We start from the raw sequence: 16,315 nt of genomic DNA, 5'->3' as shown, positions 1-16,315 counted from the left end.
CTCTTCATGCGTGTGAGGATGTAGTAGACCGTCTGGCTGCGCTGGCGCACGAGATCCGCACCGACGATTTTCGGCACGAAATCCGCCGGCACTTCGAGCACCTCCTCGATGGTGCGACCTTCGAGCCCCTTGCAAAGGATCGTCGTCATCGCCTTCGTGAGCGTCTGCACCTGCGGGCCGAGCGTCACGCGGTAGTGGGTGGTGCGGTCGGGATTCACCTTGAGAAAGATGCCCACCGTGTCGGTGCATTCCTCGTCCTTGCGCACATCCTCGAGGTCGAACGTCTCGCCCTCCCGCGGCCCCTGGCCCCTGGCCTGGTCCGCGTAGACGATGAGCGTCTCGCGCTTCTCCATGTCGGGAAGCGCCTCGAATAAATCGACGATCTGCTGCAGCTTCGGCGGATACATCGGCCTACGCGCCCTTTTCGATCGGCGAGCGCACGCGGTTGCCCCACTCGGTCCAGGAGCCGTCGTAGTTGCGCACGTTCGGGTAGCCGAGCAGGTAGGTGAGCACGAACCACGTGTGGCTCGAGCGCTCGCCAATGCGGCAGTAGGCCACGACATCGTCACCGGGCTTCAATCCCGCGCCGACCTCGTAAATCTCGCGCAGCTCGTCCGCGCTCTTGAACGTCGCGTCGTCGTTTGCCGCCTTTTTCCACGGCACGCTCTTCGCACCGGGGACGTGGCCGCCGCGCAGCACGCCTTCCTGCGGATACTCGGGCATGTGCGTGACCTCGCCGCTGAATTCTCCGGGCGAACGCACGTCGATGAGCGGCTTGCCGGCCTTGCTCTGCGCGAGCGTATCCTCGTAGAACGCGCGAATCTCGTCGTCATAGCGCTTCGGCGGCACGGGATACTCCGTCGCCGCGGGCTTTGGCACCTCGCGAGTCGTCTCGCGGCCCTCGGCGATCCACTTGTCGCGACCGCCGTTGAGGAGCTTCACCTTGTCGTGACCGAAGAGGCGGAACGCCCACAGCGCGTAGGCCGCCCACCAGTTCGACTTGTCGCCGTAGAAGACGACCGTCGTATCCTTGCCGATGCCGTTCCTCGCGGCCAGCGCGGCAAAATCCTCGGGCGAGATGTAATCGCGCACCGTCTGGTCCTGCAGGTCGCCGCGCCAGTCGATGTGCACCGCGCCGGGGATGTGGCCGGTGCTGTAAAGCAGCACGTCCTCATTGCTCTCGACGATGCGGATGTCGGGATCGTTGAGATGTTCGGCGAGCCATTCGGTCGAAACGAGGGCTTCAGGATGCGCGTAGGAGCTCATGGTCGGGATTTCAAAGGGTGGAAGAAAAGTTTCGGACGCACAGCGCAGCGCTCAAGCTCTTTCTCGGCTATGACGCGCGCCGGCCAAAGCCAAATCGCCGCCGCGGCGGGCGTTTCTGGCCGCCACCGGGGCTGCCGTCCATCCGCACTTCCGGACGACGCGGACCGCGCGGACGCTGGCCGCCATCCTCCTTCGGCGCGGAGGCGTTGTAGTCGAAGCCTTCGGCGCGCTTGCGGGGAATCCCGCGCCCGATGAATTTCTCGAGCGACTTGAGCGACCCGTAGTCCTCGTTCGTCACGAAGCTGATCGCGTCCCCCACCGCCTGGGCGCGGCCCGTGCGGCCAATGCGGTGCACGTAGTCCTCCGCGTGCATCGGGAAGTCGAAATTCACCACGTGCGAGATGCCGTCCACGTCGATGCCGCGGGCGGCGATGTCCGTCGCCACGAGCACGCGCACCTCACCGTCCTTGAACGCCTTCAACGCCCGCAGGCGCTGGTTCTGCGAGCGGTTCGAGTGCAGCGTCGCGCATTTCACCCCCGTCTGCTCGAGCTTGCGGGCAATCTTGTCCGCGCCGTGTTTCGTGCGCGAGAAGACGATCACCATGTTCATTTGCGGGTCGGCCAGCAGATGGGCGAGCAGCGAGACCTTGAGATGTTTCGGCACCTCGTAGACGAGCTGCGCGACAGTTTCGGCGGGGTTGGAGCGCCGCCCGATCTGGACCTTCTTCGGGTTGCGCTGGAAGTCGTTCGTGAGGGCCTCGATTTCCTTCGAGAGCGTGGCCGAGAAAAGCAACGTCTGCCGTTTGGCCGGAATGGCCTTCACGATGCGCCGAATCGACGGCAGGAAGCCCATGTCGAGCATGCGATCGGCCTCGTCGAGCACGAGAAATTCCAGCGAATTGAAGTTCGCGGCGCCCTGGCCCATGAGGTCCATCAGGCGACCGGGCGTGGCGATCACGAGATCGACACCCGAACGCAAAGCCTGGATCTGCGGACGCTCGCCGACGCCGCCAAAGACGGTCGCGATCCGGAGCGGCAGGTGCTTCGCGTAGGCGCGGACGTTTTCCTCGATCTGCGCGACGAGTTCGCGCGTGGGCGCAAGGACAAGGGCGCGGGTGCGGCCGCCGCCGGTGCCGCGATTCGCAAGCAGGGTGAGCATCGGCAGCGTGAAGGCCGCCGTCTTGCCCGTTCCCGTCTGGGCAATGCCGATCAGATCATGCCCCGCGACGATCTCGGGAATGGCCGCCGCCTGGATCGGCGTCGGCTCGGTGTAACCCGCCTCCTGGACGGCTTGGAAGATGCGGTCGTCGAGACCGAGAGTGCGAAATGGCATAGTCGGCGGAGTATGCGGCATCCGCCGGGGCAGCACACCCTTTATTCGCGGTAGCCGGTCACCGGATGCGGGTCGCGTCGGCGATCGCGAAGCGCCCGTTGTCGAGCGTCGGGAAAATCAGGAAGCCCGCAAGGTCGCCAAAGACCATGCTCGCGCTCTGGAAAATCGCCTCCGCGCCGACCTGCGGATCTGGCGCGCCGGGGACATCGAATGCCCAGACCTCGCCATTCGCCCGCTGCACCGAAATCTCGGTCGTCGTCGCATCGAGGGGATCCGAGGCCGACACGATGACCACTTCCTGGGTGCTCGCCATCGGGGCGCCGGTATCCGAGACAACGGACGGATCGCTCGCGCCCCCGGAGGACGTATTTGGATTCCCCGACGTCGTGCCCGGCACGGGCGTGGGTGAGGGCGTTGGCGAAGGGGTGGGTGACGGAGCGGCCCCACTGGGAACGCCCGCATCGCGGCAGGCCGGCAACCCGGCGAGCAGGCCGGCCAGGGCCAGCATTCGAAAAAGACGCTTCATTTCCGCACCGTGGGATCGAGCATCACCCCAAACGCGGCCGTTCGCCAGTTTATCCGAGTTCCCGCAACGCCCCCGCCACCGCCCCGGGCAGCATCCGCGGTCCCTCGCCGCCAAGAGCGGCGTCGACGGCCTCGAGCCGTCGGATGAGATCGAGCACGTCTCGCCGCGCATAGGGGCCGCCCGCTGCCGCGCAAAAGTGGGTGCGACAGCCGAATGGCCGGTCCGCGTAAATGAGGCACCGCTGCGTTTCCGGGTGGAGCAGCGGACAGGCGCCGTCCGCCCGCTCGGGCAGCTGTTTCCGCCCGGTCGCTCGAAGGGCCCGGGCGGCAAGCAGCGCCTCGCCCCTGGTCAGATAAGGCGTCCGGCCGGTGAGCTGGAAATGACAACACTCCGTCCGCAGCGTGCAATTTCGCTCGATCGGCCGCGCGGCGACCTCCGTGTAAACCGCGCGCACTTCACTCAGGTCCGGCCCGCGTTTCTTCATGCTTCCGCCATCGCATGCCCGGCGATCCAGCCCGTCGTCCACGCCGCCTGAAAATTGAACCCGCCGGTCACGCCGTCGATATCGAGCACCTCGCCCGCAAAATAGAGCCCCGGCACGATGCGGCTCTCCATCGTCTTGAAATCCACTTCGGGCAACCGCACTCCGCCACAGGTGACAAACTCATCCTTGTTCAGGCTCTTGCCGTTTACCGGCAGCTCGGTGCGCGTCAGCAGGTCTGCCAGCGCGAGCATCGCGGCCCGGGAAAGCGTCGCCCAGCGCACGTCGGCCCCGATTCCCGCCTCGGCGACGATGCTCTCCCACAGCCGGGCTGGCAGCGGCGCAATCGGACTGTTCGTCACCGTCTTCCCCGGTTGCGAATCGCGACGCGCCCGCAGTTCCTCCCGCACACTTTCCGCCGTGCGGCCGGGCAGCCAGTTCACCCGCAGCGAAAATCTGTAGTCCCGATCGTGGAGCGTGCGCGCCCCCCACGCGCTCAGGCGCAGGATCGCCGGCCCGCTCACTCCCCAGTGCGTCACGAGCAACGGCCCGCGCTCGCGCAGTTTCGTGCCGGGAACCTCGGCCTCGACTTCCGTCGCGATGCCCGGCAACGCACGCAGCCACGGCGTCTCGACGTGAAACGTGAACAGCGACGGCACCGGCGGTTCGAGCGTGTGGCCCAGCGCCTCGACCCACCGCGCCGCAGCGGGCGTGCGGCAGCCACCGGTCGCGATCAAAAGCTTCCCGCAGGCCAGCTCGGAGCCGTCGCTGAGTTCCAGAAGGAATCCGTCGTCCGCGCGCCGCGCCGCGTTCACGCCCATGCTTGTGCGCACCTCCACGCCGGCCGCTTCCGCCCGTTCCAGCAGGCAGTCCACGATCGACGCGGAAAAGTTGCTCGCGGGAAACATGCGTCCGTCCGCCTCGGTCTTCAGCCGCACGCCGCGCGACTCGAACCACTCGACGGTGTCCCGCGCCTGGAAGCGATGAAACGCGCCAATGAGCGCCCGACCGCCGCGCGGATAGCGGGCCGCGAGTTCCCGCGGTTCGAAGCAGGCATGCGTGACGTTGCAGCGACCTCCGCCGGATATCCGCACCTTCGTGAGGAGATACCGCCCGCTCTCGAGCAGGACGACTTCGCGGCTAGGATCCGCCCCCGCGCAGGCGATCGCCGCGAAAAAACCCGCCGCGCCGCCGCCCACAATCACGACGCGCGACGAGGAGGAATCCATGCTCCTGCATATCCACCCGGGCCCCCGCACGCAACCGAATCACCCCCGGGGATCGTTACCCTTCGCATCATGACCTACCGCCTCCTGCTGCCCGTCCTCCTTCTTGCCTTCGCCATGCCTGCTCCTGCCACCCCGCTCTCGAACGAGCCCGTCGCCCACATCGATCCCGCCCAATTCTCGGGAAAATGGTATTCCCTGCTCTCGATTCCGACTTTCCTCGACAAGAACTGGCGCGAGACGATCGAGCACTACACGGCGCGAGAAAACGGCGGCTACGACGTCTTCACCACCTACCGGAAGGTCGGTGAAACCAAGCAACGCGAGATCCGATCCATCCTGCTCCCGGTCAAGGATGGGCCCGACGGCGAACTGCGGGCGCAGTTCTTTTGGCCCATCAAGGTGCCTTATCGCATCATCGAGTTCGAGCCCGGCACCTACATGGTCGGCGGATCTCCCGACAAAAAGATGCTCTTCATCCTTGCCCGCACGCCATCCCTGCCGAAGCCCACGCTGGATGGCATTCTCGCCCGCTGCAAGGCCCGCGGCTATGCCACGGACCAGCTCGCGAGCCAGGAGCAGCGGCCTTAGAAACGCAGCTTCCGGGCCGGAAAGGTCATCCGAGTCAGGGAAGCAACCTACCCGGACGACTTTGCGGAATCGCCGCCGCCGATCAGAGGCGTGGAGTCCGTCGGAGCATTCGCGAGCGAGGTTCCAGGAATGATTTTCTTCACCAGGCGGGAGAAACCGCTCTCCGCAGCCTCGTTCTCCGCCGTGGCCTGCCGCAACGATTGCTCCCAGGCCGAGGCAAATCCCGGCGCCTGTTCCCGCATGCGCACGACGGCCGCCTCGTAAATTTGAAGTTGCCGCGCTTCCGCCCGGCCCGGGCGTTGCTGCGACGCCGCCAGATTCACCCGCAGGTTCTCGTTTTGAACCTTGAGTTCGGCGAGTTCCTTCTCGAGCCGATCGCTGCCCGTCGCCGTGATCTTGAGGTGGGTGTTGAGGTGCTGCTGAAGCTGCTCCAACTCCGCCTTTTGGCGGGCAATCTCCCGCTTGAAAACGCCTCGTGCCGTCCACGCACTTTTTGCGAGGAACGCCGCGATGAGCAATCCGAGGGCGAGCCCCCAGGTGAAGGGGTTCTGAATAACCGGCCATACCCAATCCATGGCCAAAAGGCTAGGCGGCTCGGCGCGCGGGGCAAATCGAAATCTAGATGACCCCGAGCAGCAGCAGCACGAGCACGATCACCAAGACCAGGCCGAGACCGCCGCTGGGACCGTAGCCCCAGCCCGAGCTATGCGGCCAGGCAGGGAGGGCGCCAACGAGGAGCAAAACAAGAATGATGAGCAGGATGGTGGACATGCTCATGGATCGCCGCGCCTGCCAGGGACGGCCGCTTTGCCCGACGAAAGCAGGGGATTTCCCCGATGCCGCGTCAGGCCGTGAGGACCGGACTTCCCACCGGCGACAGGGCGCGCAACTTCGCGACCACCGCCGGCACGATCTCGAGGGCGGCCTCGACATCGGCGTCGGTATTGAAGCGGCCAAAGGAGAATCGCAGACTCGCGCGGGCGCGGGCGTTGGAGCAGCCCATCGCCTTCAACACGTGCGAAGGATGCACCGAACCACTCGTGCAGGCGGAACCGGCGGAACAGCAGATGCCGCGCTCGTCGAGCAGCATGAGCGCGCCTTCGGCCTCGATGCCCTCGAAGGCGAGACTCGTCGTGTTCGGCAGGCGATTCTCGCGATCGCCATTCACCTCGACACCCGGCACGCGGGCGAGAATTTCCGACTCGAAACGGTCCCGCATCGCGCGGACGCGGGTCTGCTCCTCAGCCATGTGTTCGGCCGCGATCTCCGCCGCCTTGCCGAGCGCCACGATGGACGCGACGTTCTGCGTGCCGCCGCGGCGGGCGCCCTCCTGACTGCCTCGCAGCCAGGGGGTGAAGCGCACGCGCTTGTTGACGTAGAGCACGCCAACACCCTTCGGACAGTGGAGCTTATGCCCCGAGACGGAGAGAAAATGGATGCCGGCGTTGGCCAGATTCAGCGGAATTTTGCCGACGGCCTGCACGGCGTCACAGTGGAAGGGAACTTTCTTCGCGCGGCAGATCTCCGCAATGCGCTCGACCGGAAACAGCACGCCGGTCTCGTTGTTCGCCCAGAGCAGGCTGACGAGCGCGGTGTCGGGACGGATCGCTTTCTCGAGGCGCTCGAGATCGAGCTGCCCCTCGGAGTCGACCGGCAGCCAGGTCACCTCCACGCCGCGGCGGACGAGGTGCTCACCGAGCTTCATCGTGGCGCTGTGCTCGACGGCGGTGGTGACGACGTGCGTGCGATCGGGATCGAGCGCGAGAGCCGATTGGATCGCGGTATTGATCGATTCCGAGCCGCAGCTCGTGAAGATGATCTCGCTCGTTTCGCAACCAAGCAGCCCGGCGACGCGCTCACGAGCGACCTCGAGGGCCTGCTGCGCACGCTTGCCGAGCCGATAGGCGCTCGACGGGTTGCCGTAATACTCGTTCAACCACGGCAGCATCTCCTCGACCACGGCAGGATCGACCTGCGTTGTCGCGTTGTTGTCGAGATAGATGGTGCGTTCGTCGCTCATTGAAGGAACCGATTACCATACCGGAAATGGGTCCGTCATGGCAACCCCGCGTCATAATCGACGGGAATCAGGCCTGCGGAGGGACCTTGTCGGGCCGCACGTAGATCTCGTTCTCGTCGAGGTCGAGATCCCCGCCGACGCGCACGTAATGCTGCTGAATGTAGCGATAAACGGGCGCCGCCCAGTTCCGGAAACGGGAAAACTCCGTGTCGTTGATGTCGCGGTGGTCGATGAGGATGACCGCCGGCCGAAACTTCTCGAAATCGGCGATCATGACCTCCGCAAAGTTCTTCTCGGCGCTCGCGTTGTCGACGTAGAGATTTTTCAGATACGAGGGCCGATTCGTCATGAAATTGACCGTCGGGGAATACGGAAACGTGACGACCCATTCGCCGGGCTGCGAGTGGCTCACGATGAGGTCGTGGATCGCCTGCACGCGCTTCCGCTCGCCCTTTTTCAGCCAGACGTGCACGCCGTTGTCGCAAACCGCCTCGAATGAGCGTTTCCGCGCGGCGGCAATCGTCCCGGCGGATTCCTTGCGGAACGAGTGGTAGAAAAACAACGCTTCCGAGACGAGGCACAGGACCGCGAACCCCGCCCCGAGCGCCCGGAGAATCCACGACCGGCAGCGCGTCATCCATCGCACCGCGAAGAATCCCGCGCAGGCCATCGCGACCAGGAACGGAATCATGAATTCGCTGAGATGCGGCGTGTCGGGGCGGAAGAAGAAATACTGGGGAAAGAGCGTGAGCGCAGAGCCCAGCGTGACGAGGCAGACGAGCGAGGCTTCCTTTCGGGCCGCGTCCGGTCGCACGAGCGTCCACGCGAGAACACCCCCGGCCCCGACGATCACCAGTCCGCTGATCAGGATCGGCAGGTGAAGGATGAGAATGAAGGCCGCGCTGTAAAAAGAGGCCTGCCTGAACAGGTCGCGCAGTTCCTGTCGCGGGCGACCGTTGCGATTCATCTCCGCCATCTTTTGAGCGCGCGCCTGGGCGACCCAGTTCTTCGGCGTCTTCTGGAACCGAACCGGCACCCAGCCGCCGGACGGGACCGGTTGGGCAGGGATCGCCCTCGCCTGGGATCGTGCGGCGGGCTTGCTCGGCAGCCGCCGCTCGACCTCGTAGCGGATCTGGTTCCACATCGTCGAATACTGGCCGACGAATTCCGGGGCAAAGCCGCGCGCGCGGGCATCCAGGTAAAACGGCAGATGAATCGCCACGGCGGCGAACACGCACAGGAGTCCGCCGCCAATCGCCACCGGCAATCGCCGCAGAAATTCCCCGCGCACGCTGAGCGGAAAGAGCGCGATCAGGCCCAGATAGATCACCGCGAAAAACAGCGCGGCATCGATCCGCACAAGGAAGGTGAGCCCGAGCACGAGCCCTGCTCCAGCAAACCAGAGCCAGCGCCGCCACCCGACCTTCCCGTTCCACACGAAGGCGTGCAGCAGCGCCCACGCATTCAGCAACGGCAGCAGGCCCATGTAGTTGCGAAACAGCATCCCGGGAATCGCGAGAATGAGGAGGCCGACGCCGAGCGCATACCACCCCAGCCCGGTGACGCGACGCACGATCAGGAATCCCAGCAGGCCGGAGATCAGGCAGAGCGCAAAAAAGTAAATCCGCATCGCGATGTAATCCGGCCCGATGAGCCTGAAGAGCCACGCCACGGGGTAGAACCACATCACGTTGTAGTTCAGCGTCGTCTCCTTGATCGGCAGCCAGCCCGCGTTCAACCGCATCGCGTTCACGGCCGCCGTGCCGCCCTCGCCGCCGAGGTTCAGATCGGAGCGATAATACTGGCCGTAGTAGAGAATCGCGAAGGCCAGCAGCAGGAGCGGGCCCCATTTCCGCAGCGCGGCATCGACGCGTCGCCAGAAATCGGAGGAGAGCATTGCCGCGGGTTCGAACATCGGATTCGCGAGCTAACGCGTTACCCGCCGCGCCTTTCAAACGAAATCGTGACCTTGCCCCGCAGCCGATCCGGTGCAAACTTTTCGGAAGTCCGATCGTTATCGAACAACGCATTCAGTTTTAACCATCGACAATCCCATGACCATCGCCGAGCAAGTCGCCGTCCGCACCTATCCGCCGTTCAGCCTTTATGGCCTCATCGAAGGCACCTTCAAGCCGAAGCCCGGCCAGAGAATCTGCATTCTCATCGATCTCGAAGACCCGCGCGATGTCGTGGATTTCAAATTCCTCGAGAACCCCGACCTCTCGATCCAGCGCAACGCCTACCAGCATTTCTACGTCGGCCTGCAGGAGGGCGTCCTCGCCGAGCTCCGGCTCACCGGCGGCGACTTCCTGGCCTACAAGGTCACCGGCGGCAGCAACCTCGACCTGCCCGCCACGGCGATTTCCTCCGATGGCCGCGAGCTTAGCTTCGAAAGCGACATCTACCCGGCCTACGACATCATCCTCTGCATCTCGACCTACTCGGCCACCGCGCCGCTCACGGCCTCGGCGAAGCAGCACGGCTTCCGCGGCGCCACGCTGCACGGGCTGAACCAGATCATTCTCACGACCGGTCTCGCGGTGAACTACGACGACGTCAGCCACAAGGGCGAACTCCTCCGTCTCGGCATGACACTCGCCGATTGGATCGAGATCGACTTTGCCTTCCTCGGCCGCAACGCGACCCTCCACCTCGACCTCGACCGCCAGGAGGCCCAGAAGAGCCATGGCCTGTGTCGCGGCGAGGAGCCCGACGTCGCAAACCTGCCCGCCGGCGAGATCTATTACGTGCCGACCAGCGCCCACGGTCAGTTCCCGATGAAATACGAGGACGGCACCATCGGCCTGATGACCGTCGCCGACGGCCGCGTGCAGACCGCCGAGCTGCTCACAGGCAACGCCGAGACCGTCGCCGCGCACAACGCGAAACTCGCCAGCGACCCCGCGACCGGCATCATCGGCGAACTTGGCTTCGGCACGCAGGTGCTCCCGGTTTCCGGCCGCGACATCCAGGACGAAAAAATCCTCGGCACGATCCACGTCGCCACCGGCCGCGACGACCATCTCGGCGGCGACGTCACGCCCGACAAGTTTCTCCACGCCGAGAACGCCACCCACGACGACATCCTCTTCGCGCCGCACAAGACGCCCGAGATCAATGTCGTGCAGGCCCGCATGCACCGCGACGGGGAAACGAAGGTTCTCATCGAGAGCTTCGAGCCCTCGAGCTACATGACCGGACTCACCGCTTGAGCGAGAACATCTACGAATCGCCGAAGCTCCTCGCCGAGTATCTCCTGCTCCACTACGGAAGCGCTGCGGAGATTCTCGGTGACGGCCCCGGCCCCACGGCCGCCATCGGCTTCCCGACCCGGCTGGTGCGCGAACTCCTCGCGCCCGTCGCCGCGGAAAGCCGCGCGCTCGACCTCGGTTGCGCCGTGGGCGGCTCGTCCTTCGAGCTCGCCCGCACCTGCGCCGAGGTGGTCGGCATCGACTATTCCCAGGCCTTCATCGCCGCCGCGAATCACCTCCGCTCCGGGGGCACGCACGCCTACGAGAAGGCCGTCGAAGGCGACCTGATCGAGCAGGGCATCGCCCGCGTGCCCGAAGGGATCGACCGCACGCGCGTAACCTTCGAGCAGGGCGACGCAATGGATTTCCCAAATCCAGAATCCAAAATCCAAAATCCAAAATCGTTCGACGTCGTCCTCGCGGCGAACCTCCTCTGCCGCCTGCCGGAGCCGCTTCGCCTCATCGAACGCCTGCCCGCGCTCGTGAAATCCGGCGGCCAGCTCCTGCTCACGACCCCATTCACCTGGCTCGAGGAATTCACGCCGAAAGCGCATTGGATCGGCGGCACCGCGGCAACCGGCCGCAGCTTCGATGCCCTTCGCGTCCTGCTGGAGCCCCATTTCGAGCTCGAGCACGTGATCGACCTGCCATTCCTGATCCGCGAGCACGTCCGCAAGTTCCAGTTTGGGATTGCCTGTGGCAGCCGCTGGCGCCGACGCTGACCTCATGGATTGGGAAGCCCGCTACCAGACCAAGGATACGCCTTGGGAGAAAGCTGCCCCGGCGCCACCGCTCCTCGAATGGCTGGCGACCCACGAAATCAAGGGCCACGTCCTTGTGCCCGGTTGCGGCAGCGGTCATGACGTTCGCGCGCTCGCCGCGACGGGCGCTCTGCCCATCGGCCTCGACATTGCGCCGTCGGCGATCACCCGGGCGGAATCCTTCCCCCGCGCGGGAGGCGAGCGCTACCGCCTGGCGAATCTCTTTGCGTTGCCGCCCGAGCTGCTCGGCCAGTTCGACTGGGTCTTCGAACACACCTGCTTCTGCGCGATCGAGCCCGCCCTCCGCGCCAACTACGCGGCCGCCACGGCGGCGGCGCTGAAACCATCCGGCCACCTGCTCGCAATTTTTTATCTCGATCCCGGCCCGCGCGACTACGAAGGGCCGCCCTACGGCGTCACGACCGGGGAGCTCGACGCATTTTTCGCGCCGCACTTCGACCTGATCGAGGAATTCATCCCGACGCAGGCCTATCCGGGTCGCGAGGGGCGCGAGCTCGTGCGCCTGCTCCGCCTCCGCAGCTAGCTCGCCTCCGCCAGCCGGCGCAGATACGCAAACGAATAGATGCCCGACGAATGTCCATCGCCCCAGCGCGGCTGGAAGCCGTAGCCTCCGACGAATTCGTAGCTCCGCAGCTCGAAACTCGCGGCCGTGCAGGTGTTCTGCGGCCGGATCACCGTGCCCATCACGTCCGGCTCACCGCCGCACGCGGCGCACGGACAGGCCCGACGCAGCGCCTCGAGAGGAAGATACGACTCCTCGCCGTCGCTCCAGGCGATTGCGAGTTCGGAACCGATGATCTGAATGTTGGCGGGGCGAAGCGGGGCGGTCATTGATTCTCGAAAACGGAAATGTATAGTGGCGCGAGACATGAAAGCATCAATCGTCGATCTGCGCTACAAGATGCGCGACGTGCTCGAGGCGCTGGACCGCAACGAGGAAGTCACGGTCTATCACCGCGGCAAGGCTCGCGGCATCCTGGCCCCCATTGTTCCGAGCAGTCGCCGGAAATTTCGCGTCAAAGATCATCCCTTTTTTGGCAGCGACCCCGCTGGAGAGAGCGTCGCGCAGGTCATCGAACGCTTGAGAGCCCCGCGGCCCAATGCTCTTTGACACCGACATCTTCATCTGGGCCCAGCGTGGCAACGCCGCTGCCGCGCGGATGATCGATGGCGCCGACGCCCGATTTATTTCCATCCAAACCTACATGGAATTTCTCCAGGGCGCCCGCGACGCCCGGCAAATGGTGCTCAACAAATCATTCCTCCGCGACCTCGACTTCACCACCCTCGGCTTCACGGAAAACATCGGCCACCGCGCCGCCATCTACATCGAAAGCTACGCGCTCGCGCACGGGCTCCGTAGCGGCGACGCCCTTGTCGCCGCCACTGCCCTCGAGAACGACCTTCCTCTGGCCACCGCGAATGGGAAGCACTACCGCGCCATCCCCGGCTTGAAAATCAAGCTTCTCAAACCATGAGTGCTTCCGCTCTTCCCGAGCTCCTCGCCCCCGCCGGCGACTGGGAATGCGTGCGCGCCGCCGTCGCAAATGGCGCCGACGCCGTCTTTTTTGGCCTCTCGAAATTCAACGCCCGCATGCGCGCCGAGAATTTCACGGAGGAGGACCTGCCCGAGGTCATGCGCTTCCTCCACCGCCACGGCGTGAAGGGCTACGTCACCTTCAACGTCCTCGTCTTCACCGACGAGCTGCCCGCCGCGGTCGAGCAACTCCGCGTGCTCGAGGCCGCCGGTGTGGACGCCGTCATCATCCAGGACGTCGGCCTCGCCGCCCTCGCGCGTCAGCTCACGCCGCGGCTGCGCGTGCACGCCTCCACGCAAATGACGATCACCTCGCCCGAGGGCATTGCCTTCGCGGAGGAACTCGGCGTCAAACAGGTCGTCCTCGCCCGCGAGACGTCGCTGCGCGAGCTCGCGAAATTCGACGCCGAGGCCATGGCGCTGGAAACCTTCGTCCACGGCGCGCTCTGCGTCGCGTATTCCGGCCAATGCCTCACCAGCGAGTCGCTTGGCCAGCGCAGCGCAAATCGCGGCGAATGCGCCCAGGCCTGCCGCATGCCCTACGAGCTCGTCGTCGATGGCGCCGTGCGCGACCTCGGCGACAAGCGCTACCTCCTCTCGCCGCAGGATCTCGCCGCCGTGCGCGAGATCCCCGCCCTCGTCGCCGCTGGCGTCCGCAGCTTCAAGATCGAGGGCCGGCTCAAGTCGCCCGAATACGTCGCCGCCGTCACGGCCGTCTATCGGAAGGCCCTCGACGCGGCGCTCGCCGATCATGTCGAGGAACCCAGCGCCGAGGATCTCTACAAGCTCGAGATGACCTTTTCGCGCGGCCTCTTCACGGGCTGGATGCACGGCGTCAACCACCAGCAGCTCGTCGGCGCCCGCTACGGCAAGAAGCGGGGCGTCTTCCTTGGCACCGTCCAGAAGGTCGGCCGCGATCACGTCGAACTCAGCAATCCAAAATCCAAAATCCAAAATCTCAAATTGGGTGACGGCCTCGTCTTCGAGCATGCGGCGGATACGAACGCCGAGCAGGGCGGCCGCGTCTTCGAGCTGCACGACGGCAAAATTTTCTTCGAGCGCGGCCGCATCGACTTCGCCCGCGTCGCGCCCGGCGACCGCGTCTGGAAGACCGACGATCCCGCCCTCACGCGCGAGCTTCGCAAGACCTTCGCCGGCCAGATTCCCAGCCGGGATGCCCACAAAACGCCGCTCCGATTCCGCGTGAGCGGCGCGGTCGGTCAGCCCCTGCGTATCGAGGCCGGGACCGCCGTCGTCGAATCCGCCGCCCCGCTGGAAGCCGCCCGCACCCAGCCGCTCACGACCGAAAAACTCGCCGCGCAGCTCGGCAAGCTCACCGACACGCCCTTCCGCCTCGAGACGCTCGACAACCAGCTCATCGGCGACGTCATCCTCCCGATCAGCGAGCTGAACCGCCTCCGCCGCGCGCTCGTCGAGCAGCTCGAGACCGCGCCTCCGCCCGCGCCGCCCGCGATCACGCTCGACGCAATCCTTGCCGACATTCACGCCCGTCCCGCCACCCCGGACATGCCGGAGCTTTCCGTTCTCTGCCGCAGCTTCGAGCAGCTCGACGCCGCCCTCGCCGGCCCCGTCGATCTCGTCTACGCGGATTTCGAGGACATCCGCCGCTACCGCGAGGCCGTTGAGCGCGCCCGCGCCGCGGGGAAGCCGATTTTCCTCGCGACGCCGCGCATCCAGAAGGCCGGCGAGCAGGGTTTTTTCAAGCTCATCGAGAATGCCGCGCCGGACGGCGTCCTCATCCGCAACGTCGGCGCGATCGCCTACTTCGCGAACTCGCCGCTGCGTCGGATCGGCGACTTCTCGCTCAACGTGTCGAACCCCGTGAGCGCCGCGCTCTTCCGCGACCACGGCCTGGAGCGCGTCACCGTTTCCTACGACCTCACGGTCGGCCAGGTCGTCGCGCTCGCGCAGTCCGTGCCTACCGGATGGCTCGAGCTCACGCTCCACCAGCACATGCCGATGTTTCACATGGAGCACTGCGTCTTTGCCGCGTTCATGAGCACCGGCACCTCGTTCCTCGACTGCGGCCGCCCCTGCGAAAAGCACCGCGTGCACCTGCGCGACCGCGTCGGCATCAAGCACCCGCTGCGCGCCGACGTCGGCTGCCGAAACACGCTCTTCAACGCCGCCGCGCAGACCGGCGCGAAATTCTACGACGCGTTGTGGAACGCCGGCCTGCGCCATTTCCGCGTGGAATTGCTCGAGGAAAACGCGCGCGAAACCGCCGACGTGCTCGCGGCCTACCGGGCGCTGCTCGACGGCCGCGACGAGGGCGACGCGCTCTGGCGGCGGTTGAAGGCCAGCCACCAGCTCGGCGTGACGCAGGGAACTTATTAGCGCGATGGTGATCTTCGACACCCTCGCCCCCATCCTGCTGCTCATCGCCCTCGGTTCGCTGCTCGCCCATTTGAAATTCCTCGGCCGCGGGTTCATGGCCGATCTCAACAAGCTGGTTTTCTGGATCGCGCTCCCGGCGCTGATCTTCGTCGGCGTCGCCGGGATCGACCATTCCACTTCGCGCACGCTCTCCCTCATCGGCCTGATGGCGCTCACGACGTTTCTCATGATCGGCCTCGGCTGGTTCACGGGACGCGCTCTTCGTCTTCCTCCGGGAGTCGACGGCACGCTCGCGCAGTCGGCCTATCGCGGAAATCTCGCCTACATCGGCGTGCCCGTGCTCGCCTACGCCTTCGCCGCGCTGCCGCCGGAGATTCGCCGCGAAACGATGACCACCGCCCTCCTCGTGATGACGTCGATGACGGCGCTCTACAACGTCCTCGCCGTCATCGTCCTCAAAGGCAGCCAGCACAATCTCGGCGCGGACAGCCTCTCGTTGATCGCGCGCAGCGTCGCCACGAATCCGCTCATCATCGCGTGCGTCTCGGGCCTCCTGTTTCCGCTCTTCGGCTGGCATCTGCCGGTCTTTGCCAGCCGCACGCTCGAGACGCTCGGCGCCGCCGCCGTGCCCGTCGCCCTGCTGTGCATCGGCGGTTCGCTCGCCACGATTTCGCTGCGAGGCCGCCGCACTGCAATCGTGGCCGCCAGCGTGCTCAAGGTCTTCATCAGCCCGCTCGTTGCCTGGGCATTGTGCCGCGCGATGGGTTTCTCGGGCAGCGAACTCCGCATCGCCGTCGTGCTGGCCGCCACGCCCACGGCGGCCGCGTCGTTCGTCATGGCGGAAAAACTCGGCGGCGACGAGTCGCTGGCCTCGGGCTCGATCGCGCTCAGCACGATCCTCTCCGCCGCCCCGCTGGCGGTGGCGCTGTGGATTTCCTGACGCG

At 65.7% G+C, this 16,315-nt stretch carries 19 protein-coding genes; 8 read left to right on the top strand and 11 right to left on the bottom strand.

Features of this window, described 5'->3' with window-relative positions:
* The 6 genes from VIM61_03905 to VIM61_03880 all read right to left on the bottom strand — a co-directional run.
* The coding region (locus tag VIM61_03905) for a SufE family protein (protein ID HEY8899530.1) at positions 1–407 on the bottom strand (407 nt) is incomplete at its 3' end.
* A 4-nt stretch (positions 408–411) separates the two neighbouring features.
* On the bottom strand, positions 412–1,266 hold the full coding sequence (locus tag VIM61_03900) for a sulfurtransferase (protein HEY8899529.1): 855 nt from the start codon (positions 1,264–1,266) through the stop codon (positions 412–414).
* 67 nt (positions 1,267–1,333) lie between these two features.
* Complete coding sequence (locus tag VIM61_03895; GenBank protein HEY8899528.1) at positions 1,334–2,599, bottom strand: DEAD/DEAH box helicase; 1,266 nt, start codon at positions 2,597–2,599, stop codon at positions 1,334–1,336.
* A gap of 58 nt (positions 2,600–2,657) precedes the next feature.
* A complete protein-coding gene (locus VIM61_03890; protein HEY8899527.1) occupies positions 2,658–3,125 on the bottom strand; it encodes a hypothetical protein in 468 nt (155 codons plus the stop codon).
* 49 nt (positions 3,126–3,174) lie between these two features.
* Positions 3,175–3,609, bottom strand: coding sequence for a YkgJ family cysteine cluster protein (locus VIM61_03885; GenBank protein HEY8899526.1), 435 nt, complete (start codon positions 3,607–3,609; stop codon positions 3,175–3,177).
* Positions 3,606–4,835 carry an NAD(P)/FAD-dependent oxidoreductase gene (locus VIM61_03880; GenBank protein HEY8899525.1) on the bottom strand — a complete coding sequence of 410 codons (1,230 nt, stop codon included), beginning with the start codon at positions 4,833–4,835 and terminating at the stop codon, positions 3,606–3,608. The genes VIM61_03885 and VIM61_03880 overlap by 4 nt, the downstream gene beginning before the upstream one ends.
* Before the next feature lie 69 nt (positions 4,836–4,904).
* Between VIM61_03880 and VIM61_03875 the strand changes: the two genes are divergently transcribed.
* Complete coding sequence (locus VIM61_03875; GenBank protein ID HEY8899524.1) at positions 4,905–5,423, top strand: lipocalin family protein; 519 nt, start codon at positions 4,905–4,907, stop codon at positions 5,421–5,423.
* A 47-nt stretch (positions 5,424–5,470) separates the two neighbouring features.
* Here VIM61_03875 and VIM61_03870 read toward each other — a convergent pair whose 3' ends face one another.
* The 4 genes from VIM61_03870 to VIM61_03855 form a co-directional block, all read right to left on the bottom strand.
* The gene (locus VIM61_03870; protein ID HEY8899523.1) at positions 5,471–5,998 is read right to left on the bottom strand and encodes a hypothetical protein; all 528 of its coding nucleotides are present in this window, start codon (positions 5,996–5,998) and stop codon (positions 5,471–5,473) included.
* 43 nt (positions 5,999–6,041) lie between these two features.
* A complete protein-coding gene (locus VIM61_03865) occupies positions 6,042–6,194 on the bottom strand; it encodes a DUF3309 family protein (protein HEY8899522.1) in 153 nt (50 codons plus the stop codon).
* 73 nt (positions 6,195–6,267) lie between these two features.
* Complete coding sequence (gene nifS, locus VIM61_03860) at positions 6,268–7,443, bottom strand: cysteine desulfurase NifS (GenBank protein ID HEY8899521.1); 1,176 nt, start codon at positions 7,441–7,443, stop codon at positions 6,268–6,270.
* Between the two features lie 67 nt (positions 7,444–7,510).
* Positions 7,511–9,340: a hypothetical protein gene (locus tag VIM61_03855; GenBank protein ID HEY8899520.1), complete on the bottom strand. Its 1,830-nt coding sequence runs from the start codon at positions 9,338–9,340 to the stop codon at positions 7,511–7,513.
* A 157-nt stretch (positions 9,341–9,497) separates the two neighbouring features.
* Between VIM61_03855 and VIM61_03850 the strand changes: the two genes are divergently transcribed.
* From VIM61_03850 to VIM61_03840, 3 genes are read left to right on the top strand one after another with little or no spacing between them, the layout of a single operon-like run.
* Entirely contained in the window at positions 9,498–10,655 is a 1,158-nt protein-coding gene (locus VIM61_03850) for a hypothetical protein (protein ID HEY8899519.1), read from the top strand.
* On the top strand, positions 10,652–11,416 hold the full coding sequence (locus VIM61_03845) for a putative 4-mercaptohistidine N1-methyltransferase (protein ID HEY8899518.1): 765 nt from the start codon (positions 10,652–10,654) through the stop codon (positions 11,414–11,416). The genes VIM61_03850 and VIM61_03845 overlap by 4 nt, the downstream gene beginning before the upstream one ends.
* Positions 11,391–11,999 (top strand): methyltransferase domain-containing protein, encoded by a 609-nt coding sequence (locus VIM61_03840; GenBank protein ID HEY8899517.1) that lies wholly within the window; start codon positions 11,391–11,393, stop codon positions 11,997–11,999. Before VIM61_03845 ends, VIM61_03840 begins: the two co-directional genes overlap by 26 nt.
* Here the strand turns inward: VIM61_03840 and VIM61_03835 are convergent.
* Complete coding sequence (locus VIM61_03835; GenBank protein HEY8899516.1) at positions 11,996–12,307, bottom strand: DUF971 domain-containing protein; 312 nt, start codon at positions 12,305–12,307, stop codon at positions 11,996–11,998. The two genes, VIM61_03840 and VIM61_03835, sit on opposite strands and share 4 nt — an antisense overlap.
* 37 nt (positions 12,308–12,344) lie before the next feature.
* Between VIM61_03835 and VIM61_03830 the strand changes: the two genes are divergently transcribed.
* The 4 genes from VIM61_03830 to VIM61_03815 are packed head-to-tail and all read left to right on the top strand — an operon-like array spanning position 12,345 to position 16,311.
* Positions 12,345–12,587 carry a hypothetical protein gene (locus tag VIM61_03830; GenBank protein HEY8899515.1) on the top strand — a complete coding sequence of 81 codons (243 nt, stop codon included), beginning with the start codon at positions 12,345–12,347 and terminating at the stop codon, positions 12,585–12,587.
* A complete protein-coding gene (locus tag VIM61_03825) occupies positions 12,577–12,954 on the top strand; it encodes a type II toxin-antitoxin system VapC family toxin (protein ID HEY8899514.1) in 378 nt (125 codons plus the stop codon). Before VIM61_03830 ends, VIM61_03825 begins: the two co-directional genes overlap by 11 nt.
* Entirely contained in the window at positions 12,951–15,371 is a 2,421-nt protein-coding gene (locus VIM61_03820; protein ID HEY8899513.1) for a DUF3656 domain-containing protein, read from the top strand. The genes VIM61_03825 and VIM61_03820 overlap by 4 nt, the downstream gene beginning before the upstream one ends.
* 4 nt (positions 15,372–15,375) lie before the next feature.
* On the top strand, positions 15,376–16,311 hold the full coding sequence (locus VIM61_03815) for an AEC family transporter (GenBank protein ID HEY8899512.1): 936 nt from the start codon (positions 15,376–15,378) through the stop codon (positions 16,309–16,311).
* Positions 16,312–16,315 lie beyond the last annotated feature (4 nt).

The organism is Chthoniobacterales bacterium (genome assembly GCA_036569045.1).
Taxonomy (GTDB): Bacteria; Verrucomicrobiota; Verrucomicrobiia; order Chthoniobacterales; family JAATET01; genus JAATET01.
This window is presented reverse-complemented; position numbering and strand designations above follow the sequence as displayed.